Source organism: Brevundimonas naejangsanensis DSM 23858 (genome assembly GCF_000421705.1).
In the GTDB taxonomy this organism is placed as follows: domain Bacteria; phylum Pseudomonadota; class Alphaproteobacteria; order Caulobacterales; family Caulobacteraceae; genus Brevundimonas; species Brevundimonas naejangsanensis.
The window spans coordinates 44,926-67,992 of sequence record NZ_ATXN01000007.1; the positions used below are offsets into that span (position 1 = coordinate 44,926).

The 23,067-nt window shown below is 68.3% G+C and carries 22 protein-coding genes; 9 read left to right on the top strand and 13 right to left on the bottom strand.

What is annotated here, in order from left to right; translation table 11 throughout:
- Nucleotides 1–56 precede the first annotated feature (56 nt).
- Entirely contained in the window at nucleotides 57–530 is a 474-nt protein-coding gene (ybaK, locus tag H556_RS0113450; protein WP_024354937.1) for a Cys-tRNA(Pro) deacylase, read from the top strand.
- A 5-nt stretch (nucleotides 531–535) separates the two neighbouring features.
- On the opposite strand, the gene H556_RS0113455 is transcribed toward ybaK, so the two are convergent.
- Nucleotides 536–970 (bottom strand): VOC family protein, encoded by a 435-nt coding sequence (locus H556_RS0113455; protein ID WP_024354938.1) that lies wholly within the window; start codon nucleotides 968–970, stop codon nucleotides 536–538.
- A 102-nt stretch (nucleotides 971–1,072) separates the two neighbouring features.
- Between H556_RS0113455 and H556_RS0113460 the strand changes: the two genes are divergently transcribed.
- Genes H556_RS0113460 through hisC form a run of 3 tightly spaced genes read left to right on the top strand, consistent with a single transcriptional unit; the run spans nucleotide 1,073 to nucleotide 3,997 of the window.
- The gene (locus tag H556_RS0113460; RefSeq protein WP_024354939.1) at nucleotides 1,073–2,131 is read left to right on the top strand and encodes a DUF2125 domain-containing protein; all 1,059 of its coding nucleotides are present in this window, start codon (nucleotides 1,073–1,075) and stop codon (nucleotides 2,129–2,131) included.
- 13 nt (nucleotides 2,132–2,144) lie between these two features.
- Complete coding sequence (locus H556_RS0113465) at nucleotides 2,145–2,837, top strand: hypothetical protein (protein WP_024354940.1); 693 nt, start codon at nucleotides 2,145–2,147, stop codon at nucleotides 2,835–2,837.
- A 44-nt stretch (nucleotides 2,838–2,881) separates the two neighbouring features.
- Nucleotides 2,882–3,997, top strand: coding sequence for a histidinol-phosphate transaminase (hisC, locus tag H556_RS0113470; RefSeq protein ID WP_024354941.1), 1,116 nt, complete (start codon nucleotides 2,882–2,884; stop codon nucleotides 3,995–3,997).
- Between the two features lie 4 nt (nucleotides 3,998–4,001).
- Here hisC and H556_RS0113475 read toward each other — a convergent pair whose 3' ends face one another.
- Genes H556_RS0113475 through H556_RS0113495 form a run of 5 tightly spaced genes read right to left on the bottom strand, consistent with a single transcriptional unit; the run spans nucleotide 4,002 to nucleotide 7,830 of the window.
- Nucleotides 4,002–4,793, bottom strand: a complete 792-nt coding sequence (locus H556_RS0113475) for a MipA/OmpV family protein (protein WP_024354942.1) — start codon at nucleotides 4,791–4,793, stop codon at nucleotides 4,002–4,004.
- Between the two features lie 50 nt (nucleotides 4,794–4,843).
- Nucleotides 4,844–5,557 (bottom strand): lysophospholipid acyltransferase family protein, encoded by a 714-nt coding sequence (locus tag H556_RS0113480; protein WP_024354943.1) that lies wholly within the window; start codon nucleotides 5,555–5,557, stop codon nucleotides 4,844–4,846.
- Complete coding sequence (locus H556_RS0113485; RefSeq protein ID WP_024354944.1) at nucleotides 5,554–6,201, bottom strand: YdcF family protein; 648 nt, start codon at nucleotides 6,199–6,201, stop codon at nucleotides 5,554–5,556. The genes H556_RS0113480 and H556_RS0113485 overlap by 4 nt, the downstream gene beginning before the upstream one ends.
- Before the next feature lie 10 nt (nucleotides 6,202–6,211).
- Nucleotides 6,212–7,093 carry a cell division protein FtsX gene (locus H556_RS0113490; RefSeq protein ID WP_024354945.1) on the bottom strand — a complete coding sequence of 294 codons (882 nt, stop codon included), beginning with the start codon at nucleotides 7,091–7,093 and terminating at the stop codon, nucleotides 6,212–6,214.
- Complete coding sequence (locus H556_RS0113495) at nucleotides 7,090–7,830, bottom strand: cell division ATP-binding protein FtsE (RefSeq protein ID WP_024354946.1); 741 nt, start codon at nucleotides 7,828–7,830, stop codon at nucleotides 7,090–7,092. Before H556_RS0113495 ends, H556_RS0113490 begins: the two co-directional genes overlap by 4 nt.
- 69 nt (nucleotides 7,831–7,899) lie before the next feature.
- Here H556_RS0113495 and H556_RS15750 point away from each other — a divergent pair, with 69 nt between their 5' ends.
- The gene (locus tag H556_RS15750; protein ID WP_024354947.1) at nucleotides 7,900–8,763 is read left to right on the top strand and encodes an MJ0042-type zinc finger domain-containing protein; all 864 of its coding nucleotides are present in this window, start codon (nucleotides 7,900–7,902) and stop codon (nucleotides 8,761–8,763) included.
- The gene (locus H556_RS0113505; protein WP_024354948.1) at nucleotides 8,756–9,295 is read left to right on the top strand and encodes a phosphoribosyltransferase; all 540 of its coding nucleotides are present in this window, start codon (nucleotides 8,756–8,758) and stop codon (nucleotides 9,293–9,295) included. Before H556_RS15750 ends, H556_RS0113505 begins: the two co-directional genes overlap by 8 nt.
- A 3-nt stretch (nucleotides 9,296–9,298) precedes the next feature.
- On the opposite strand, the gene lysA is transcribed toward H556_RS0113505, so the two are convergent.
- From lysA to argH, 3 genes are read right to left on the bottom strand one after another with little or no spacing between them, the layout of a single operon-like run.
- The gene (gene lysA / locus H556_RS0113510; RefSeq protein WP_024354949.1) at nucleotides 9,299–10,573 is read right to left on the bottom strand and encodes a diaminopimelate decarboxylase; all 1,275 of its coding nucleotides are present in this window, start codon (nucleotides 10,571–10,573) and stop codon (nucleotides 9,299–9,301) included.
- A gap of 35 nt (nucleotides 10,574–10,608) precedes the next feature.
- A complete protein-coding gene (lptM, locus tag H556_RS0113515) occupies nucleotides 10,609–10,845 on the bottom strand; it encodes an LPS translocon maturation chaperone LptM (protein WP_024354950.1) in 237 nt (78 codons plus the stop codon).
- Nucleotides 10,842–12,260, bottom strand: a complete 1,419-nt coding sequence (gene argH / locus H556_RS0113520; RefSeq protein ID WP_029673661.1) for an argininosuccinate lyase — start codon at nucleotides 12,258–12,260, stop codon at nucleotides 10,842–10,844. Before argH ends, lptM begins: the two co-directional genes overlap by 4 nt.
- On the opposite strand from argH, the gene H556_RS0113525 reads away from it, so the two are divergent.
- Complete coding sequence (locus tag H556_RS0113525; protein ID WP_024354952.1) at nucleotides 12,259–12,897, top strand: TlpA family protein disulfide reductase; 639 nt, start codon at nucleotides 12,259–12,261, stop codon at nucleotides 12,895–12,897. The genes argH and H556_RS0113525 overlap by 2 nt on opposite strands.
- 69 nt (nucleotides 12,898–12,966) lie before the next feature.
- Nucleotides 12,967–13,323, top strand: a complete 357-nt coding sequence (locus tag H556_RS0113530; RefSeq protein WP_024354953.1) for a YciI family protein — start codon at nucleotides 12,967–12,969, stop codon at nucleotides 13,321–13,323.
- Between the two features lie 3 nt (nucleotides 13,324–13,326).
- On the opposite strand, the gene H556_RS0113535 is transcribed toward H556_RS0113530, so the two are convergent.
- The 4 genes from H556_RS0113535 to H556_RS0113545 all read right to left on the bottom strand — a co-directional run bounded on the left by H556_RS0113535 (nucleotide 13,327) and on the right by H556_RS0113545 (nucleotide 19,965).
- The gene (locus H556_RS0113535; protein ID WP_024354954.1) at nucleotides 13,327–13,662 is read right to left on the bottom strand and encodes a GIY-YIG nuclease family protein; all 336 of its coding nucleotides are present in this window, start codon (nucleotides 13,660–13,662) and stop codon (nucleotides 13,327–13,329) included.
- A 299-nt stretch (nucleotides 13,663–13,961) separates the two neighbouring features.
- Nucleotides 13,962–14,933, bottom strand: a complete 972-nt coding sequence (locus H556_RS16170; RefSeq protein ID WP_081650961.1) for a DUF6602 domain-containing protein — start codon at nucleotides 14,931–14,933, stop codon at nucleotides 13,962–13,964.
- Nucleotide 14,934: 1 nt separating this feature from the next.
- Entirely contained in the window at nucleotides 14,935–17,520 is a 2,586-nt protein-coding gene (clpB, locus tag H556_RS0113540) for an ATP-dependent chaperone ClpB (protein WP_024354955.1), read from the bottom strand.
- A 174-nt stretch (nucleotides 17,521–17,694) separates the two neighbouring features.
- Complete coding sequence (locus H556_RS0113545; protein WP_024354956.1) at nucleotides 17,695–19,965, bottom strand: TonB-dependent receptor domain-containing protein; 2,271 nt, start codon at nucleotides 19,963–19,965, stop codon at nucleotides 17,695–17,697.
- A 211-nt stretch (nucleotides 19,966–20,176) separates the two neighbouring features.
- Between H556_RS0113545 and H556_RS0113550 the strand changes: the two genes are divergently transcribed.
- The gene (locus H556_RS0113550; RefSeq protein WP_024354957.1) at nucleotides 20,177–23,032 is read left to right on the top strand and encodes a M16 family metallopeptidase; all 2,856 of its coding nucleotides are present in this window, start codon (nucleotides 20,177–20,179) and stop codon (nucleotides 23,030–23,032) included.
- The last annotated feature ends 35 nt before the right edge of the window (nucleotides 23,033–23,067 follow it).

The window sequence follows — 23,067 nt, forward strand, 5'->3', positions numbered from 1 at the left end:
GGTCAGCGCCGCTGCGCGGCTTGCCGGAGGATGACGAAAGGTGAGATGGGGACGCCATGTCCAAGACCACCCCCGCCACCGTCGCCCTGACCAAGGCCGGCGTCGCTTTTGAACTGCACCCCTACGACTACGACCCCGACGCGCCGCGCGTGGGCCTGCAGGCGGCCGAGGCGCTGGGCTGGGCGCCTGAGCAGGTGTTCAAGACGCTGATGACGCTGGTGGACGCCAAGCCTGTCTGCGTCGTCGTCCCGTCCGACTGCGAGGTCAGCATGAAGAAGCTGGCCGCCGCCGCCGCGGGCAAGTCGGCCCAGATGATGAAGCCCGCCGACGCCGAACGCCTGACCGGCTTCAAGGTCGGCGGCGTCAGCCCCTTCGGCCAGCGCAAGGCCGTCCCGACCTTCATCGACGAGACGGCGATCCTGTTCGACCGGGTGCTGATCAACGGCGGCCAGCGCGGCCTGCTGCTCGAACTACCGCCGGACGAGGCGGCCCGCGCCTGCGCGGCGGCGTGGGCGGATCTGACGGCCTGACCAGCCTAGCTCTCGAACGTCACGACCACGCTGGCGGCGGAACGCTCGGCCTCGCCGTGGAACACCGCTTCGATGTTGTTGCCGTCCGGGTCGAGCAGGAAGGCGGCGTAGTAGCCGGGGTGATAGGGCCGCTCGCCCGGCGCGCCGTTGTCGGTTCCGCCCGCCGCCAACCCCGCCTTGTGGAAGGCTTCGACCATGGCGCGGTCCTTCGCCTGGAAGGCCAGATGGCAGCGGCCGGTCGCGCGGCCCTGCGCAGCGATGCTGTCCACCGCCGAGACGAACAATTCGTCGGCCCAGAAGAAGCGTTCGGCTTCGCCGCCGATCGGCACGCCCAGGGCCTCCAGCACCGCGCCGTAGAAGCGGCGGCTGGCCTCAAGGTTCGGCGTCACCAGTTGCAGATGGTCGATCAGCCGGCCGCGATGAAGCTGCTGCGTCTCCATGATCCTCGTCTCCTGTCAGCTTGCAATTCGAACGGGCGGCAGCCTCGCCTGTTCCTGCTGACAGGACGTGTCAGCAGCCGCTCATCCTGCTAAAGCGCGCTCATGACCGACGCCGTCCCGCATCACAGCCGCAAGGGCTTGATCATCCCTTTCGCCATCGTCGCCGTGGGCCTGGTCCTGTGGACCGGCTGGTGGTTCTTCCTGACCCAACAGATCGAACAGCGTCTGGAGGGCAAGATCGCCGGGCTGCAGCAGAGCGGCTGGACCATCACGCATGGCGGCGTCTCGACCACGGGCTGGCCGATGCACGCGCGGGTGACGATCAAGCATCTGGATGTGATCGCGCCGTCGGGCCACGCCGTCGAGGCGCCCGAGATGGTGGCGCAGGCCAACGCCTATAATCCCACGCGCTGGGTGCTGGCGGCGCCGGACGGTCTGACCGTCACGCGCGGCGAAAAGGGCAAGACCGCCATCCGCGCCGAAGGCATCCGCATGAGCCTGCACGGCCTGACCCAGCGCTGGCCCAATGTCGTGCTGGAGCTGGAGAAGCCGGTCTTCACCGCCCTGCCGGACGCCGAGCCCTTCCCGCTGAAACAGGCGGCGCTGGTGCAGTTTTACATGCGGCCGCATCTGGTCGGCTCGGACACGCCGACCGATGACGTCGACGTGCTGTTCCGCCTGGTCGACGGCGAGGGCCGCGCGAACGGCCCGATCGAGGGCTTCACCCAGTCGGGGATGCTGAACGCCCAGATCGAGGCGGTGATCGAAAAGGCCTCGGCCCTGCGCAAGGGCGCGGACGCCAAGGGACTGCTGACCGCATGGACGGCGGCGGGCGGCCGCTTCATCGACGTGAAGGGCCAGCTTCAGGCGGGCGAAAGCAAGGCCTTCGTCTCCAGCGACGCCCTGTCGGCGGACGCCAAGGGCCAACTTGAAGGCGAGGTCTTCGTGCGCGCCGAGAAGCCGCTGGCGGCCATCGTCGGCCTGGCGGGCGCCCAGCAGGGCGGGGCGCTGGACCGCGCCGCCGCGGCCAGGGCCGCCGCCGCCACGCCGCAGGGCGGAACCGGCGACGACGGTCAGGGCGTGGAGTTGGCCATCCTGTTCCGCGGCGGCCGCACCTATCTGGGACCGTTCGCCCTGGCGCCCGCGCCGCAGCTGTTCTGATGCCGCCCTTGTCATGCTGATCGAGCCGCCCGCCGACGAAGCGCGCCTGTCGCTGGAACGGGCCGTGGCCGAGGCCGTCCGCGCGCGGCTGGCGGCGGGAGCGCGCGGTTCGGTCGACGGCGACGCCATCGCCCTGCGCGCGGTTCTTTCAGGAATGAGCCTGTCCGAAAAAGCGGCGGTGCGCGCCGTGCTGGGGCGACTGGAAGCGGCGGAAGGGCGTCCGCTGATCGCCTGCGGAGCGCTGTCGCAAATGCTGGCGTCTGACCGCTGGGGTCTGGCGGCGCGGCCGATGGCCGAGGCGGATCAGGCCCTGATCGCCGTGCGCGACGGGGCGGCGCGCAAGACGCGCGCCCTGATCGATCTGTCGCCGCGGCCGTGGTGGGGGCGGCTGCTAGCCCTGCCCATGCTGAAGATCATCGCCGCCCTGCCCGATGACGCCGCCGGGGCGCCGCGCGCCCTGATGGTGTCGACCGAGGCGCCGGGACCGACCGGCGAGGACCGCACCTTCTGGGTCACGGACAGCGCATGGCCGGACGCCCGTATCGTCGAGGCCCTGTCGCAGGCCGGTCTGGCGGCCGAATTTCTGTCGGGCGGAGGCGGGTTGAAGCTGTTCGTCCTGACAGGCTATGTGCAGGCGGAAGACATCAGGCTGGACGGCGCGCCCGGCGGCCTGACCGGCGTCATCGGCGCCGCTCCCGTCTTCTGAACATAGCGGCTCAAGTTTTTCGACCGGCAGGGGATGACGCGCGCATGACCGAAGCGAACCAGGCGCCGTCCGGCGGCGCGCCTCAACCCAAGCGCGGCGTGCTGGACATCGCGCCCTATGTCGGCGGCAAGAGCGCCATCGCCGGGGTGGCCAAACCGATCAAGCTGTCCTCCAACGAAAACGCGCTGGGCGCGGGCGAAAAGGCGCGCGAGGCCTTCGCCGCCGCCGCGTCTTCGATCCACCTCTATCCCGACGGCCGGGCCGATCGCCTGCGCGCAGCGGTGGCCGAGGCGCACGGGCTGGAGCCGGAGCGGCTGATCTTCGGCAACGGCTCGGACGAAGTCTTCGCCCTGCTGAACCAGACCTATCTGGAGGCCGGGGACAATATCGTCACCAGCCAGTACGCCTTCGTCGCCTATCAGATCTCGGCCCGCGCCTGTCAGGCCGAAGTCAGGCAGGCGGCCGAGCCGGACTTCCGCGCCGATGTCGACGCCATGCTGGCCCTGATCGATGAGCGGACGAAGCTGGTCTATCTGTCGAACCCGGCCAATCCGACCGGCAGCTTCGCCACGGGCGAGGAGATCCGCCGCCTGCACGCGGGCCTGCCGCCCCACGTCATCCTGGTGATCGACGAAGCCTACGCCGAGTTCGTGACCGAGCCGGACTGGGAAAGCGCCTTCGATCTGGCGCGCACGGCGCCCAACATCGTCGTCACCCGCACCTTCTCCAAGCTGCATGGGCTGGGCGGTCTGCGGGTCGGCTATGGCTATGCGCCGCTGGCGGTGGAGCAGGCCATCGACCGCATTCGCCTGCCGTTCAACGTCTCCCTGCCGGGGATCGAAGCGGCCATCGCCGCCCAGGGCGATGAGGCGCACCAGAAGGCCTCGCGTGATCTGGTGGCCGAGTGGCGGCCGCGCCTGACCCAGGCCATTCGGGGCTTTGGTTTCGAGGTATTCCCGGCCTCAGGCAACTTCATCCTGATCCGCTTCCCCGATGCGAAGCGCTCAGCCTCGGCGGCGCAGGATTATCTGCAGGCCAAGGGCATCATCGTTCGCGGCGTGGGCGGCTATGGCCTGCCTGACTGCCTGCGGGTGACGATCGGGACGGAAGACCAGAACCGCGCCGTCCTCGACGCGCTCAGCGAGTTCGCGGCGAGCTGAAGACTCAGCCGCCGCTGTTGAAGCGCACCACGCCGATCACGCCTGCGCGCCAGACGTAGTCGTCCTTGATCAGGGGGCTGTCCTTGATGTCGCCCAGACGCTGTTCGTAGTTGACGAAAGCGCCGACGCCGTAACGGTCGCCGATCGGCACAGCCAGCATGGCTGCGGCGCCTGCGGCCGACAGTCCGCCCGACGGCGTGAAGGCGGCGTAGTCGGTATTGGCCGCTTCCTGTGCGGTCACGCCGTAATAGCGCTGGACGCGCGCGTCGCTGCCGCCGCGCATATAGGCCATCGTCTGCAACATGCCGACGGGCGTCACGCGCTGGTGGCTGACCGAGCCGTAGTACTCAAGACCGGCGTCGTCGCCGGTGGCGTCATGCTGGATGCGGCCTCCGACCACGACATTGCCCGGCAGACGTTTGAAGGCGTAAAGGGCCGCATCGGCGCCGTAGCCGGGCCGGTCCATGCCCTCGATGTCGCCCGCTGCAAAGCGCGGACGCAACTGAACGCCCGCATGGAAACCGTCGCGCTTGACGGCGTTCCAGCCCAGTCCGTCCAGACCGTTGGCGTAGACGATGTCACGATAGGAGGCCGAGCCCCAGGCGGTGAAGTTGAAATCCTCGGACTTGTCGCCCGAGACGCTGAAGCCTCGGACAAAGCCGCCGCCGATGTCGACCTTCCACGTCTGCGGCGCTTCAAGCGGCTGGAACGGCTGGGACTGCGCAGAGGCGACAGCCGGAAGGGCGCCGAGGGCGACCGTCAGCAGGGCGAGGCGAAAGGCGGAGCGTGAAATCATGAGCGGGTCCCGGTCAACAGCTGATGATATAGGGGCCCGCCCTCCAAAGCCTAGGTTCTGGGCGGCAACAAGGCGGTCGAGGCGTCTTCGATCCGGCTTTCCAACTGCTTCATGAACTCGGCCCGCTTCAGACCCGCGGGAATCGGCGGCAGAAACTCGAACACCACCGTGCCCGGATAGCGTTTGAAACCATGCGCCGGCCAATGGACGCCCGAGTTGGTGGCGACCGGCCAGCAGGGCGCGTCCACGTCACGATAGATGGCGGCGACGCCGGGCTTGTAGTCGGCCGGTGCGCCCGGAGCCGTGCGCGTGCCTTCGGGGAAGATCAGGATCTGACGCCCCTCCGCCAGACGGGCGCGGGTCTGGCGCACCATGTCCTTCAGCGCCTTGGCGTGGGCGGCGCGGTCGACGGCGATCATCTTCGTCTTCCAGGCGAACCAGCCGAAGAAAGGCAGCGGCATCAGCTCCTTCTTCATCACGAAACAGGCGTCGTCGAGGAAGGCGAAGGGGGCGATGACGTCCAGCATCCCCTGATGCTTGGCCGCAATCAGGGCCGGGCCGGTCGGACGATGCTCCAGCCCACGCACTTCGACCTTCACCCCCGCGATCCAGCGCAGGCCGAACAGGACGAAGCGCGCCCACAGCTTGATCACCCCCATCGCCGCCCGGTGCGGCATCAGCAGCGCGGGCGACAGCAGGACGGCGAACAGCGGCATCGACAGATATAGCCACAGGGTGAAGATCAGGGATCGAACGGTCGTCATGCAGCGGCCTTGCGGAGGTCTGAGGCGTCGGGTGCGGCAGGGCCGGGGCGCTCGGGATGGCGGCCGGTCAGGCGATGCATCCCCTCGCGGCCCAGGACGGCCAGGTATTTCATGTACTCCAGCGTCATGCGCCGGGCGGTCTCGGTCGCGCGCCACCAGGACGGGGTGTCCAGCGACGGCGTGGAGATGGCATAGGGGGTCAGCCGCACGCCGGGCGCCGCCCCGCGAATCTCCAGCAAGCTGCGCGGCATATGATAGTCCGAGGTGACGACGATCAGATCGTCATAACCCTTGGCCCGCGCCCAGGCGGCGATCTCCTGGGCGTTGCCGACGGTGTTCTCGGCCTCGAAGCCCAGGTCGACACAGCAGTTGAACAGCTTCTTGGACCCCGGCGTCAGGGCGCGCAGCTCCTGACGGCGCACCTCGCGGTTGACGCCCGAGATCAGCAGCCGGTCGCCCTTGCCCTGCTCCAGCAGGCGGATGGCGGCGTTGACGCGCTCGGCCGAGGGGCCGGTCAGGGAGACGATGGCGTCCGCCCGCGCCGGCTCGGGCGCAGGCGTCAGACCGCGAACCCGCTCGGCGAAGACGAACAGGCCCGTCAGCCACATCAGCGCCACCACGGCGATCAGCGTCAGGAACTTCATGCTTAACTAACTAGCGACGCCCGCCCAGCTTCGCCAGCGCCGTCAAACGCGCAGCCAGCACCGCGACCGCCCCCGCCAGCAAGGGGCAGGCGATCAGCGCCAGCAGGTCGCCAAAGGCCAGCGGCAGGGCCGGGGTCAGCCCGCCCTCACCCCCGATCAGGCGCAACGCCGCCAGCATCAGCGCGGCCAGTCCGGCCCCCGCCGCGCCCGCCGTCGCCGCCAGAACGCCGAACCGCTGCTGGAACAGGGCGGCGATCGCTCCGTCCGACGCGCCGTTCAGGCTCAGCGTCTCGATCACCGCCGCCTGGGCCGCCATGCCCGCTCGGGTGGCGTAGGCGATCGCCGCCGCCGTCGCCGCCGCGATCAGCAGGAAGGCCGCGCCCGCCAGGGCCGTGATCAGGCCCGCCGACCGTTCGACCTCACCGCGCCACAGGCTGTGGTCGTCGACGCTGGCGTCCAGCCCGGCCTCGGCCAGGGCGCGGCTCAGGCTCGGCGCGCTGGCGGGCGCCTCGGGGTCCAGCCGGACGACGACCAGATAGGGCAGAGGCAGGTCGGGCAGCACCGCCTCCCCCACCCACGGCCGCAACAGGGCCTCGGCCGCCTTGCGGTCCATCGCCTGCGCCTCGGCCACGCCCTTGACCCCGGCCAGGGTCTCGGCGGCGCGTGCGGCGGCGGCGGGGCCAGTCTCATCGACGCGCGGGCGCACCTGCACCGTCGCTTCGGCGCGCAGATGCGACGCCCACCCGTGCGCGGCCCGATCGGCCGCCAAGGCGCCGACGGCGGCGATGGAGGCCAGGAAGCACAGCACGGCGATGACCACCACCAGCCAGCGTTCTCCACCGGCCTCGCGCGGCAGAAGTTCGGGCTGGGCGTTGCGCATGAGGCCGATCATGACTGCGCCTCCGGTCCCGCCGATGAAGCCGGCGCGATCTGAGCCAGCCGCCCGCTTTCCAACCGCAGGACGGCGGCGCCGCTGCGCTCGGCCAGAGCCTCGTCGTGGCTGGCGATCAGGACCGTGGCGCCCAGTTTGTTCAGCGACTGGAACAGCCGCATCAGCTTCTCGCCCATCGGCCGGTCGACGCTGCCGGTCGGTTCGTCGGCCAGGATCAGGCGCGGCCGCGCCACCACGGCGCGGGCGATAGCCAGCCGTTGCTTCTCGCCGCCGGACAGGGTGGGCGGCAGGGCGTCCAGCCGCCCGCCCAGCCCGACCCAGCGCAGCATCTCCTGCACGTCGGCGCCGTAGTCCGCCGGGCGTTCTCCCGCCAGCCGCAGCGGCAAGGCCGCATTGTCGAAGGCCGACAGATGGTCCAGCAGGCGGAAATCCTGAAAGATCACCCCCATGCGGCGACGAAGCGCCGGGACCTCGCGCCGGGGCAGCTGGGTCACGTCCTGACCGAACAGGCTGATTCGACCCGCCTGCGGCCGCGCCGCCAAAGTCAGCAGCCGCAGCAACGAGGACTTGCCCGCCCCCGAAGGTCCGGTAAGGAAGTGGAAAGAGCCGTTTGGCAGACTAAGGTTAACGTCCCGCAGCACGGCGGGCCTGCCCCCATAGCCGAAGCCCACGCCTCTGAGGCGGACGGCGTCAGGCGCGGAATCAGGGTCGGCGGCGCGGCGGATCGGATCGGGCATAGGGTTTCGTATTGGACCGGGGCGTTGCGCCGCGACAGGAGGGGGCGATAAGCCTCACAGTCAGCTGACATGATACTGACCTGTCCCGCCTGCGCCACCAGCTATTTTGTTCCCGACGAAGCGATCGGCCCCAACGGCCGTCGTGTGCGCTGCAAGACGTGCGGCCACGATTGGCGCGCCAGCCTTGAGGATGCGCCGCTGGAGCTGGAATCGGCGACGGAAGGCCTGAGCCCAGCGGCAGACCCTGCGTCCGAAACCCCGCCTGAAAGTCTGGCCGAAACGCCTGCGCCCGAACTGCCGCGCGCCTTCCGCGCCCGGGCCGAGCGCAGGCGCCGTACACGGCAGGCGGCGGCGGCGGGCGCAGCCTGGGCCGCGGCGGCGGCGGTCGTGCTGGGGCTGATCACCAGCGGCGTTCTGTTCCGTGAAGAGATCGTCCGCAAATTCCCGGCGACGGCAGGCGCCTATGGCGCCCTGGGTCTGGACGTGAACATCGTCGGACTGGAGTTCGAAGCTCAAAGGGCCCGCGTGGCGCCGCATGATCCCGGCCGGATCGTCGTGTCCGGCGCCGTGCGGAATATTCGCGAGACCGAAGTGTCGGCGCCCCCCATCCGCGTGATCCTGCAGGATGAGCGCGGCGTCGAGATCGCCAGCCGCGTGGTGCGCCCGGACTGGCCGCCCATCCTGCCCGGCAAGGTCGAGGGCTTCGCCACGGTCATCGCTGACCCGCAAGGCAAGGCGGCGGGAATGACGACGAAGTTCATTCTTGAGCCTGCGCGCAAGACGCCGTCTCGCCCGACCGACAAGAACGCCCGCCCTGAACCCGCCGCGCGCGAAGACGGCGGCCTGCGCCGTCTGGGCGCCCTCGACCTTGGTCCAGCGCCCGCGCCTCTCGACTCCAGCGCCGCAGAAGGGGTATCGGCGAGGCATGGCTGACACCCCATCGACGCCCGCCCCCACGGTTCTTCTGTCCCAGGCCGAGATCGAGGCCGTCGTGGCCGATCTGGCGCGCCGCATCGCCCCCCATGTCGATGATCAGACGGTGGCCGCCGTCCTGCTGACCGGCGGGCTGTGGTTCGCCGCCGACCTGACCCGCGCCCTTTCGCGCGAAGGCCGCAATGTCCGTTTCGACGCCCTGTGGCTGGCTTCCTACGGCGACGAGCAGACCAGTCGGGGGCGGATCGAGGTCCGCGCCCCCTATCAGCGCCCGCTGACCGGCAAGAAGGTGCTGATTCTGGACGACGTGTTCGACACCGGCCTGTCATTGGCCGAGGCGGTGCGCATCACCAGGGAAGCAGGCGCCGCCGAGGTGCTGACCTGCGTCTTCGCTCGCAAGCCCTGGCCCAAGCCCCGCGCGCCCGAGCCCGACTTCGTCGGCTGGGAGGCGCCGAACCGCTTTCTGGTCGGCTATGGCCTGGACCATGCGGGCGGGATGCGCGGCCTGCCGGACATCTGCGCCCTGGACTGAGGCTTAAAGCCAGTCCGCCATCGGTTCGCGAGCGAACATCTCGTCATAGGTCGGGCGCAGGCGGATGACCGCACTGCGGTCGCCGTCGACCAGAACTTCAGCGGCTAGCGGACGGGTGTTGTATTCGCCGCTCATCACCGCGCCATAGGCTCCGGCGCTCATGAAGACGACCAGATCGCCCGCCTTCAACGGCGGCAGGTCGCGGTCGCGCGCGAAGGTGTCGCCGGTCTCGCAGACCGGGCCGACCACGTCGTGGGGCAGAGCCTCGCCCGTCACCGGACGCACCGGCTTCAGGTCGTGGAAGGCGTCATAAAGGGCCGGGCGCATCAGGTCGTTCATCGCCGCGTCCAGCACCAGGAAGCGGCGGCCGTCCGTCCGCTCATTGACCTGAATGACGCGGCTCAGCAGGACGCCCGCATTGGCGGCCATCAGGCGACCCGGCTCGAAGGCGGCCTCGACGTTCAGGCCATCCAGCACACGCGCGGCCATGGCGATGTAATCGGCCGGGGACGGCGTCGCCGCCTCGCCATAATAGGGCACGCCCAGCCCGCCGCCAAGGTCGAGGCGGGTGACGCTGTGCCCCTGGGCGCGCAAGTCTTCCGTCATCTGACGCAGCACGCGGAAGGCGGCTTCCAGCGGGGCCAGATCGGTGATCTGGCTGCCGATGTGGCAGGCCAGCCCCACCGGCGTGACGTGGGGCGAGCTTGAGGCGAGGGCGTAAAGGGCCATCGCCTCCTCGACCGGCACGCCGAACTTGTCGCCGGCGCCGCCGGTGGTGATCTTGGCGTGACCGCCCGCGCCGATCTTGGGGTTCACCCGGATAGCGATGGCGGGAGCGGCGTTCTTGCTCGCAGCAACCGCGATCAGCCGGTCCAGTTCGGTCGAGGACTCGACGTTGATCTGACGCACGCCCTGTTCGATGGCGAAGGCCAGCTCGGCGTCGGTCTTGCCTACGCCCGAGAAGATGATGCGTTCGCCCGGAATGCCGACGGCCAGCGCCCGGCGAATCTCGCCCTCAGACACGGTGTCAGCGCCGCAGCCGAGTTTCGCCAAGGTCGCCAGCACCGACAGGTTGGAGTTGGCCTTGACCGCAAAGGCGATCAGGGCGTCGCCTAGCGCGCTCCTATGCGCGTCGCACGCCTCGCGCAGCAGGCCGTAGTGACGGCGCAGGGTGGCCGAGGAATAGACGTAGGTCGGCGTGCCGACGCTGTCCGCCAGCGCCTCCAGAGAGACGCCCTCGGCATGCAGGACGCCGTCCTTGAGATCGAAATAGTGCACCGGCGGGGAGTCCAGTCAGAGAGGAGCGCGAAGGCTCAGTTCATCGGCGGCGGCTTGCCGAACGGGTTGCTCGTGCCGTTGTCGATGGGCATCTGGCGCGGCGGCAGGTTCTGCATCGCCTCCTCGGGCAGATGGTCGGCCGAGCGGTCGCGGATGGCGCGCTCGGTCTGCTTCTTCGGCGTCGCGCCCTGCGGCGGCTCGAGATCGGCCATGCGTCCGCAGGCGCTCAGCATCAGGGCGGCGGCGCCCGCGAGGATCAAGGTCTTCTTCACAGGCGGCTTCTCCAGTCGGCGATGCGCGCGCGGACCTGTTCCGGCGCCGTGCCGCCGAAGCTCTGGCGGCTGGCGCAGGAGGCTTCGGGCGTCAGCACTTCATACACGCCTTCGGTGATGCGGCCATCCAGCGCCTGCAATTCCGCCAGCGGCAATTCGCCCAAGCCCAGACCCAGCGCCTCGGCCCGCTTCACAGCGGCGCCGGTGACGTGGTGCGCCTGGCGGAAGGGCAGGTTCAGTTCGCGCACCAGCCAGTCGGCCAGGTCGGTGGCCGTCGAGAAGCCCGCGCCCGCGGCGGCGGCCATCTTCTCGGTGTTGGGGCGGATCACGGCCACCATGGCGGTCATGGCGGTCAGCGCCAGGTCGAGCGCGTCGAAAGCCTCGAACACCGGCGGCTTGTCCTCCTGCATGTCCTTGGAATAGGCCAGCGGCAGGCCCTTCATCACCGTGGTCAAGGCGATCAGGGCGCCGTTGATGCGGCCCGTCTTGGCCCGCACCAGTTCGGCCGCATCCGGGTTGCGCTTCTGCGGCATGATGGACGAGCCGGTGGTCAGGTCGTCGGGCAGGGTCGCAAAGCCGAACATCGGCGTCATCCACACCACGATCTCTTCGGCCAGACGCGACAGGTGGCCCGCCGCGATGGAGGCGGCGGCCAGGCTTTCCAGCGCGAAGTCGCGATCCGAAACGGCGTCCAGAGAGTTCGCCATCGGCCGGTCGAAGCCGAGCGCCTGCGCCGTCATGTGGCGGTCGATGGGGAAAGGCGACCCGGCCAGCGCTGCGGCGCCCAGAGGGTTCTCGTTCATGCGGGCGCGGGCGTCGTCGAAGCGCCCGGCGTCGCGGCCGAACATCTCGACATAGGCCATCAGGTGATGGCCGAACGTCACCGGCTGGGCCGTCTGCAGATGGGTGAAGCCCGGCATCAGGTCGCCCGCGTGCTGTTCCGCCCGGTCCAGCAGGGTCCGCTGCAGGTCTTGCAGCTGCGCCACGGTGCGGTCGCAGGCGTCGCGCACCCACAGGCGGAAGTCGGTCGCCACCTGATCATTGCGACTGCGCGCCGTATGGAGGCGCCCCGACGGCTCGCCGATCAGCTCCGACAGGCGCGCCTCGACGTTCATGTGAATGTCTTCATAGGCGTCGCGGAAGGGGAAGCTCCCGTCCCGGATCTCGCCCTCGATCACGTCCAGCCCGCCAAGGATGGCCTGGGCGTCGGCGGCGGCGATGATCCCCTGCTTTTCCAGCATGCGACAATGGGCCCGCGAACCGGCCAGGTCCTGCGCCCACAGGCGTTTGTCGACGCCGATGGAGACGTTGATGGCCTGCATGATGTCCGCAGGCTTGGCGCTGAAGCGCCCACCCCATAGAGACTGGCCCTGCGAGGGGGAATCTTGCTGTGGTTTGGAAGGCGTATCGGACATGAGCGGCTCTGGACGGACTTGGGCGGGCGTGGCGACGTTCGCGGTGATCGGCGTGATCGGCATGGGCGCGGCGCTGCTATACGTCAATCAGAAGGGCGTAGGCAAAGAGTCCGCGCCGCCTGCGGCCCAGGCGCCGGTCCAACCCCTTGATCCGCAACTGGCGGCCTTCGCCAAGGGATCGCTGGCGGCGCTGCAGGCGCCCGCCTCCCCCGCCGCGCCCGACTATGTGTTCAAGGCCGCCGACGGCGCCGACGTCCGCCTGGCCGACTTCGCAGGCAAGGTGACGGTGGTGAACCTGTGGGCCACCTGGTGCGCCCCGTGCCGGATCGAGATGCCGACGCTGGCGGCCCTGGCCGACCACTATAAGGCGCGCGACGACTTCGCCGTGGTCGCCGTCAGCATGGACCTCGACAAGACGGCCGACGAGGCGCGGGCCTTCATCGCCGAGAACGCGCCTCTGGACTTCTACATCGACCCGAAATTCCAGCTGGCGTTCGAGTTTCCCGGCAAGGGCGCCATGCCCCAGACCATCGTCATGGACCGCCAGGGCCGCGTCCGCGCCGTCCTGACCGGCGAAGCCGACTGGGCGGGCCCCGAGGCGCGCGGCCTGATCGACCACCTGCTGGCCGAGGGCTGAGCCGCCTTCCGGCCCCGCTTGTCGAAGACGGCCCGAAGGGTTGATGCTCGCGCCGCACAGGAGGCTGCGATGAGCGTCGAGACCCACTATCTGGCCGTCTTCACCAGCGACAAGACCGGCCCCAAATGGCGGGCCTGGCGCGCCATGAGCGAGGCCCAGCAGGCCGAGACGGCCCGCCTCGGCGTCGCCGCCGTCGCCGAATGGGAAGCGGCGCACCGCGACTCCATCGTCTTTCAGGGCGGCCCGCTGGGCCCGACCAAACGCATCGACGACGACGGCGCCGTCACGGACATGGTCAACCTGCTGACCGTCTTCATGGTCGTGCGCGCCGACAGCCACGAGGCGGCGGCCCGGCTGTTCGAGGGCCACCCGCACATGAGCATCTTCGTCTGCGACGGGGTGGAGGTGATGCCGGTGCTGGGGTGAGGCTCAGTCGACGCCCGGCGGCGGGGTCCAATTCGGATCAGAAAACCAGTCGGCGGCGAGGTCGCGCCAGTCCGGGTTGTCCCGCTCGATCAGGGCCAGCTTCCAGTCGCGCAGCCACTTCTTGATGCGCCGCTCGCGCCGGATCGCATCGAGCACCAGGGCGTGCTGCTCGAACCAGACCAGACAGGTGCAGTCATAGGCGTCGCTGAAGCCGGGAAAGGCGCGCGTCCTGTGTTTCCACACGCGGCTTTCCAGATTGGACGTCGAGCCGACGTAGAGCGTCCCATTGCGCCCGCTCGCCATGATGTAGGTCGCGATGAAGATGCGATGGGTCGCCATACGGCCACGCTAACCCGCCGTTCCGCCTTCGTCATCCACGCCCCGCCCCTTCTTCCGTCATCCTCCGGCGAGGCCCTAGCCTCTTCTTCCGTCATCCTCCGGGCCGCGCGCAGCGCGGAACCGGGGGACCCAGCGGCGCCGAAGGCGATCTTCGCGCGGCCGCCGAGCGTGACACTTTCGCGCTCCCGCGCGCCGCTGGGTCCCCCGGTCTGCGCCGCTAACGCGGCTTGCCGGAGGATGACGAAAGGAGGTGTGTCCTATTCTGATATCCAAGCGACACGGCGATATCGCCAAGTTGTCTAGAACCCTCCGATTGCCCATTCATCCCACATTGCGCCATTCGAAAGTTGGCCCGCAGAAACACGCGCGCGCGTTTCGTCTGAATAGACCCTAGGGGGCCAAAAACGCATGCCGCCTTGCCCTTGCCCGTCCAAATTCGCCAATCGGTAGTAATCCGCAATGTCGCGAACGCTAGCATCTTGCCAAGCAAGTCGTCTCGTAAGATCCGAAAGAAATGCGCCGATAGGCGTAAACACACCGCCTTGGCTTTCGGGTGCGCATATCATTGAAGTTGTCACAGCCCAATCGCTTCCAAGAGCGCGCCTTAACTCAACCGACTGCTCGACCGACAGCCAACTAGCATCGTACTTAGCCGTATAAACCCGGGCCCATGATGCCAAGTCGGCTACACAAATAATATCAATTAGCTCTTTCGGAGTATCGACCTTTACTTCTAATGAAAGCGCAGCCTCAACGTTTTCAAGCGGTTTCGATGCCGCTCCCTTCCAAGAATGTGAATGAGACAGGATCCCGTATATGAGCGGCGATGTAAGTTCGCGACGTGGAGTACCAGTACGAGGTTGAGATAGCGATTTGAACGCGACACATCGATCAATCGAATCTCTCACATGCTTAGCGGTGAGAGTAGTTTTACATTCGAAAGCGGCCGCCACTCCTCCCGCTAGCCACATTTTCTTTTCGAGAAGCTTGCGAGGGTAGGAAGGTTTCAGCACTACAAGATCGATCTGAGGCGATGCGCGGCCATCATGCCCCAGCAACCGTCCCTTCGTTTGCACATGATAACCTGGAGGTAGCCACTGGCGGAAAAGGGATGCCCAATTCTCCTCGCCTTCGTCTCCGGCTGTCGCTGGATCCTCAATAGATCGGGCAAAGATGCGCTCGTACTCAGAGCCCATTTCAGCCGTCACTTGCGCCATAAAATCATGCAGTGCGTGCCGGGGGCCGCTTTCCTCCCGCCCGAGAACGCTCATATCAGTGCACCCGCGCCTTCCCTATCTCCAGCCCATCTCTACCCGCTGACACAGCCACCACGCTCCCGTCCTCGATCTCGCCGGCCAGCAGCTTCTTGGCCATCGGGTCGACCAGCTCCTTCTGGATGACGCGCTTCAGCGGCCTTGCGCCATACACCGGGTCGTAGCCCTTGTCGGCGAGCCAGGTCAGGGCGCTGTCGTCCAAGGCCAGCGTCAGGCGGCGGTCTGCCATCAGCTTTTCCAAACGCGCCAGCTGGATGCGGACGATGCCGCCCATCTGTTCCCGGCCGAGGCGGTGGAACAGGATGATCTCGTCGATGCGGTTCAGGAACTCGGGCCGGAAGTGGGCGCGGACCTGTTCCATGACCAGGGGACGGACGACCTCGACATCCTCGCCCTCGGGCTGGTCGGCCAGATAGTGGCTGCCCAGGTTGGAGGTCATGATGATCAGGGTGTTCTTGAAGTCGATGGTGCGGCCCTGACCGTCGGTCAGGCGGCCGTCGTCCAGCACCTGCAGCAGGACGTTGAAGACGTCGGGGTGGGCCTTCTCGACCTCGTCGAACAGGACGACCTGATAGGGGCGGCGACGCACCGCCTCGGTCAGGGCGCCGCCCTCGTCATAGCCGACATAGCCCGGAGGGGCGCCGATCAGGCGGCTGACCGAGTGCTTCTCCATGTATTCGCTCATGTCGATGCGGGTGATGGCGTTGTCGTCGTCGAACAGATAGCCGGCGAGGGCCTTGGTCAGCTCGGTCTTGCCCACGCCCGTCGGGCCCAGGAAGAGGAAGCTGCCCAGCGGCTTGTTGGGGTCGTTCAGACCGGCGCGGGCGCGGCGCACGGCGTCGGAGACGGCGGCCAGGGCCTCGTCCTGACCGACCACGCGGCGGCCCAGTTCGTCCTCCATCTTGAGCAGCTTCTCGCGCTCGCCCTCCAGCATCTTGTCGACCGGGACGCCGGTCCAGCGGCTGACCACGGCGGCGATCTGCTCGGCGTCCACAACCTCAGGCGTCAGGGGGGCGGCGACCGCCGCCGGGGCTTCGTCTTCGGCGAGCTGCTTCTCCAGCTGCGGGATCTGACCGTAGGCGATCTCTGACGCGCGGCCGAGGTCGCCGGCGCGCTGGGCGGCGGCCAGTTCGGCGCGCAGGCGGTCAAGCGTTTCGCGCAGTTGGGCGCCCTGCCCCACTTTGTCCTTTTCGGACTTCCAGCGGGCGGTCATGTCATCCGACTGACCTTCAAGGTCGGCGATCTCGTCTTCCAGCTTCTCAAGACGGTGCTGGGAGGCCTGATCGCTCTCCTTCTTCAGGGCCTCGCGCTCGATCTTCAGCTGGACCAGGCGGCGGTCGATCTCGTCCAGCGCCTCGGGCTTGGAGTCGACGGCCATGCGCACGCGGCTGGCGGCCTCATCGATCAGGTCGATGGCCTTGTCGGGCAGGAAGCGGTCGGTGATGTAGCGGTTCGACAGGGTGGCGGCGGCGACGATGGCGCTGTCGCTGATCCGCACGCCGTGGTGGACCTCGTACTTCTCCTTTAGGCCGCGCAGGATCGACACCGTGTCCTCGACGGTGGGTTCGGCGACGAAGACCGGCTGGAAGCGACGGGCCAGGGCCGCGTCCTTTTCGACGTGCTTGCGGTATTCATCCAGCGTGGTGGCGCCGACACAGTGCAGCTCGCCGCGCGCCAGGGCGGGCTTGAGCAGGTTGGAGGCGTCCATCGCGCCGTCGCCCTTGCCCGCCCCGACCAGGGTGTGCATCTCGTCGATGAAGAGGACGATCTGGCCCTCAGCGGCGGCGACCTCGTTTAGCACGGCCTTCAGCCGCTCCTCGAACTCGCCGCGGTATTTTGCCCCGGCGATCAGGGCGCCCATGTCGAGCGCCAGCACCTTCTTGTCCTTCAGGCTTTCCGGCACGTCGCCGTTGACGATCCTCAATGCGAGTCCTTCGACGATGGCGGTCTTGCCGACGCCGGGCTCGCCGATCAGGACGGGGTTGTTCTTGGTGCGGCGGGCCAGCACCTGGATGGTGCGGCGGATTTCCTCGTCGCGGCCGATGACCGGGTCGACCTTGCCGTCGCGCGCCGCCTCGGTCAGGTCGCGGGCGTAGCGTTTCAGGGCGTCGAAGCTGTCCTCGGCGCCCGCGCTGTCGGCGGTCTTGCCCTTGCGGATTTCGGCCACGGCGTCGTCCAGCTTCTTGGCCGTGACTCCCGCGGATTTCAGCGCCTCGGCGGCGGCCCCGCCCTCCTTGGCGATGGCGGCCAGCAGGCGTTCGGTGGTGACGAAGGCGTCACCGGCCTTCTTGGCCGCGTCCTCGGCGGCGCTGAAGACGCGCGCGGTGTCGCCGTCCAGATAGAGCTGGCCCGAGCCGCCCTCGACCTGGGGCCGCTTCTTCAGCAGACCCTCGGTGACAAGCTCGACGGCGGAAGGATCGCCGCCCGCCTGATCGATCAGCTTGCGGGCCAGACCGTCACGCTCCTCCAACAGCACCTTGAGCAGGTGCTCGGGCGCGAACTGCTGGTGGCGACGGGCTAACGCCAGCGACTGGGCGGACTGGACGGCCTGTTTGGCGCGGTCGGAATAGAGGTCGAGATTCATGTCGTTCGGTTTCCCCTCGGGAGGCGGATTTGAACTCAATGCGCCCTTATCGAAAGCGACGCCTTGAGCTGTCGCAAAGGAGGTGGGTGTGGCCGATCAGACACGCAAGGGCCCATGCGATAACGCCCGCCGCCACAGAGGCGACGGGCGTCGGGCGCGATGTGGCGACAGGGCTCAGCCGCCGGTCGGTCCGGTGGAGAAGTCGAACTGTTCGGGCTGACGGCGCGGCCCGCCGAAGGACCAGCTCAGCCCCAGATAGAAGGCTCGCAGGTTCAGGTCCTGACTGGAACGGTCGCGGAACAGGGGCGTGTCGTAGACGGTGTCGCCGCCGAAGGAGTTGAGGATGTCGCGGGCGGTGAACTGCAGCGACAGGGTGTCGTTCAGCTTGCGCCGATAGCCGAAGTTCACCATGCCGCCGCCCTCGCGCTTGCCTTGCGCCAGCAGTTGATCGCCCTGCCAGAAGCCCATTAGCTGGACGAAGTCCTTGGGCGTGGCCTGCCAGTTCAGGCTGAGGCGACCGCTCACCATCTCGCCCTCGCGGTCGCGCCCGCCGGGGATGCCCGCCGCGTCGATCTCCTGACGGAAGGCGTTGACGCTGGCGTTGTAGCGCAGGGTCGGGTGCAGGCGGCCGCTGGCGGTCAGCTCGATCCCCAGATCGCGGCGGGCGCCCAGATTCTCGGGCCGGGTCAAAAGCACGCCGCCGCCCACGTCCGTCGCTACGTCGGTAAAGGCCTTGGTCGTGTCGCGGTAGTAGGCCGTGGCCTGATAGAAGCTCTGGCCGCGCCGCATCTGCCACATGGCCTCGAAGCTGTCGGTCTCCTGCGGTTCAAGGTCCGGGTTGCCCGAGCGCAGGTTCAGCGGATCGCCATAGATGATGAAGGGGTTCAGCTGCGATGGCTGGGGCCGCTGGATGCGCCGCGAATAGCTGCCGCGCAGGGTCTGGGTCTCGGTCAGCTGATACTGCAGGTGGAAGGTCGGATAGGCGCGGAAATAATCCTGAGACGCGCGCACGGCGTTGGTCACGTCCTCGACCTGGATGTCGGCCTGTTCCAGCCGCAGACCGAACTGGCCGGACAGCTTCTCGCCGAACGGGCGTTCATAGGTGGCGTAAAGGGCATGAACCGTCTGCTCCGCCTCGAAGCGGTTGCTCTGCGACGGCACGAGCAGCAGGGCGTTCTCGGCCGGTCCGCGCCGGACCTCATTGTCCTGATCCGGGCGGGTGAGGCTCAGCTCATAGCCCGCGCGCAGCTTGGCGCCCTCGCCCATAGGCCGGGTGTAGGCGCTGGTGAAGCCGATGGTCTCCTGCGCATTCAGGCCGTGTTGGGCCTCATATACCGTCGGCTCCGTCGGTATGCGGAAGACGTTGGCGGCCAGGGAGTCGTTCTCCTGATCGTTGCGATCATAGCGCAGCTCGTTCGACCATTCGTGCCCGGACGTATCGAACTGGTGCAGCACCCGGCCGGTGACGCCCCAGCCCTTCATGGCGAAGCCGCCCGAGCCGTCGCGGGTATAGGCGCGCGTCAGGGCGCCCGAGGCGTCGCGCGTCTCGAACACGCCGCGCACATCGCTGTCGATGTCGAAGCGATTGGCGCGCGCCTCGCCGGTCAGCATGGTTTTTTCAGTCAGCCGGTATTCAGCGGCGACGCGGCCGAAGAAGCCGTCCTGAGTCGATTCAATGTCCTGAACCGTCGTCGTGGCGCCGGTGGTCGCACCGGTGGCATCCAGCTGTTCGCGCAGACGCCCGAAGCTCAGGCTCTGCTCGTCGTGGCGATAGCTGAGATCGCCGGTCAGGGTCAGCTTGCCCTGCTGGCGCGAGCCGCTGGCGCCGACATTCCAGCGTCCGTGATCGCCCACATTGGCGCGCAGCGATCCGGTCGTGACAGCCGCGCCCGGCGTCCCTGCGGCCGCAGCGGCGGCGACCGCCGCCGGAACCGGCTTGGTGATCAGATTGATGACCCCGCCCGAGCCCTCTGGGCTGTAGGCGGCGGACGGATTGGTCATCACCTCGATACGGGCGTAGCGATCGGCCGGCAGTTGCAGCACCGCATCGGCGCGGTTCGGTCCCGACAGTATGGCCGACGGGCGGCCATCCACCAGCAGGGTGACATTGCCGTCGCCGCGCAGGGAGACGTTGCCCTGAGGATCGACATCGACGGAGGGCACATTGCGCAGGGCCTCGGCCAGCGTCCCGGTCGCCGCCTGAAGATCGTCGGCCAGACTATAGCTGATGGAGTCGATCGAGGTCCGCACATCATTGGCGCGGGCGCTGACGACGACATCGCCCACGGCGGCGGGCTGATCGTCCTTATCCGCCTTCTGCGGCGGAGTCTGAACGGGACGGTTCTGGGACGGCTGCGTTCCAGGCGAAGGCGTCTGCGCCAGAACCCCGGCTGCGGGCAGGGCCAGAACCACCCCCAGAAGGGGCGCGAACTTATATTTTGTCATGATGGGCGTCCTCGCACGGACGTCCCTCAACGTCCTGTTTCGCCGATATCAGCGTCCCGACGCATAACCGAGTTACATCTTTTTCATCCCCGAGGCGGGTCTGTGGCCAAGCCTGATTTCATTACAGCTCCGTAAGGTGCGCGGCGGCGCTTCGTCCTGTTAGGTTTTCAGCGCCCGTTTCTTCGACTGCGGGTGTTGGAAAGCCGCCCTCATGAAGAATCGTCTGATCCTGACCGCCTGCGCCTCGGCGCTGCTGCTCGGCCTGCCCGCCGCCGCCCCCGCCTGGGCCAAGGCGCCGCCCGCGAGCGCAACCGCGATCCAGGGCGGCGTCCAGGTGCCGCCGCTGGGCTTCCACAAGCGGGTGCTGGCCAACGGCATGGAGGTCTATACAGCGCGCGACGCCTCGACCTCGAACGTCACGGTGCAGGTCTGGTATCGCGTGGGATCAAAGGACGATCCGGCGGGCCGCTCGGGCTTCGCCCACCTGTTCGAGCACCTGCTGTTCAAGGCGACGAAGAACATGCCGTCCGAGACGTTCGACCGTCTGACCGAGGACGTCGGCGGCATGAACAACGCCTTCACCGCCGACGACGTGACCGCCTATTACGAGGTTGTTCCGGCCAACCACCTGCAGCGCATCCTGTTCGCCGAGGCGGACCGCATGGGGTCTCTGGTCGTCGACCAGAAGACCTTTGAATCCGAGCGCGACGTGGTGAAGGAGGAATACCGACAGCGGATTCTGGCCAGCCCCTACGGCCGCCTGTTCGGCCTGTTCGCGCCCGAGACCATCTATCAGGACCATCCCTATCGCCGTCCGGGCATCGGTTCGATCGAGGAGCTGGACGCCTCGACGCTGGACGACGTGCTGCGCTTCCACGCCACCTATTACCGGCCGGACAACGCCATGCTGATCGTGGCGGGCAATTTCGATCAGGCGCAGTTGGACGGCTGGGTCGACGAGTATTTCGCCCCGCTGAAGCGGCCGTCGACGCCCATGCCCGCCAATGACGTGAAGGAGCCCGAGCCCGCCGGCCCGCGCACCGCCACCTTCTATGCGCCGAACGTGCCCCTGCCCGCCGTGGCCCTGGCCTGGAACACCGTGGCCTATAAGGACGCCGACCGCGCGGCCCTGACGGTGCTGGACGGCATCCTGTCGACCGGCGAGAGCAGCCGCCTGTACCGTTCGCTGGTCTACGACAAGCAGATCGCCGCCTCGGCGGGCTCCAACCCTGACTTCGCCCAGCAGGCGGGCAATCTGGCAGCCTACGCCATCATGGCCGACGGCCAGACGGTTGAGACCGGCAAAGCCGCGCTTGAGGTCGAGATCGCGCGCCTGCGCGACGAGCCCGTCACCGCCGCCGAACTGGCCGAAGCCAAGAACGAACTGGTCGCCGACGCCCTGCGCGGCCGTGAAAGCATCGACGACCGCGCGACGACCCTGGGCATGGCGCTGATCATGACCGGGGATGCGACCGCCGCCGACCGCGAGATCGCCGAGATCCAGGCCGTCACCACCGCTGACGTGCAGCGTGTGGCCCGCCGCTATCTGACGCCGCAGCGCCAGATCACCATCAACTACCTGCCCGCCGACGACGCCAACGCGCCCAGCGAGCAGAAGAAGAACGTCGACGCCCCGGTCACAGTGGCGTCTCTGGCGCCAGCCGGTCCGGTCGCCGTCCTGCTGCCTGAAGCCGAACGCGCCCGCCTGCCTCAGCCGGGACCTGAGGTGTCGCCCGCCACGCCCGCCATCGCCGACTTCCGTCTGGACAACGGCCTGCGCGTCCTGGTCGCCCCGACCAAGGGCCTGCCGCTGGTTTCGGCGCGCCTGAACTTCAACGCCGGCTCGGCCCACGATCCGGCAGGCAAGCCGGGCGTCGCCTCCATGACCGCCAGCCTGCTGACTCAAGGGACAACGACCCAGTCGGCGCCGGAAATCGCCACCGCCATCGAACAGCTGGGCGCCAACATCGGCGCGGGCGCGGGCGCCGATTTCACCAATGTCTACGCCAATGCGCCCAAGGACGTGTTCGGCCGGACCCTGACCCTGATGGCCGATCTGGTGCGCAATCCGGCCTTCGCCCAGGAAGAGCTGGAGCGGCAGCAGTCCCAGACCCTGGACGGCCTGCGCGTGGCGCTCAGCCAGCCGGGGGCCATCGCCGGCCAGTCGGTCGGCCGCGTGATGTACGGCGCGGCGCCCTATGGCGCACCCGGCTCAGGCACGGTGAACAGCATCCCCGGCCTGACGCGCGACGACATGACGGCCTTCCACGCCGAGCGGTTCCAGCCCTCGCAGGCGACCCTCGTCTTCTCGGGCGACGTGACCCCGGCCGAGGCGCGCGCCCTGGCGGATCAGGCCTTCGGCGACTGGCGCGACGCCGGTCCCGCCCCGGCCGCCATCGACAAGGCCGGTCAGGCGCTGGCGCCGCGCGTCGTCGTCATCGACCAGCCGGGCGCAGGTCAGGCCGCCGTGGTCGCCGCTATTCGCGGGATCAGCCGCACCGACGCCGACTACTTCCCGCTGACGCTGGGCAACACCCTGCTGGGCGGCGGCTTCTCCTCGCGCCTGAACCAGGAGATCCGCATCAAGCGCGGCCTCAGCTACGGCGCCCGCTCCTCGGTCGGCGCCCAACAGCAGACCGGCGTCTTCTCCGCCTCGACCCAGACCAAGAATGAGACGGCGACCGAGGTAGCCGACCTGATCCTTGAGGAGATCGGCAAACTGGGGACCACGGCGGCGACCGAGGCCGAGCTGGCGCCCCGCCGCGCCACCCTGATCGGCGGCTTCGGACGCTCGCTGGAAACGGTGGACGGTCTGGGCGGCCTGGTCGCCAACTTGGCTCTCTACGACCTGCCGATGAGCGACCTGGCCGACTACGCCGGGCGGGTTCGCGCCGTCACCGCCGAACAGGTTGAAAACGCCTTCGCTCGGCATCTGCCGACCGACCGGGCCAGCCTCGTCATCGTCGGCGACGCTTCCAAGTTCATCGACGGCCTGCGAGCGAAATACCCCAACGTCGAGGTCATCCCCCTGACCGAACTCAACCTGGACAGCGCGACGCTGAAGTAGGGGCGGCTTGCCACGGGCTCCGATTTCCGGCCAAG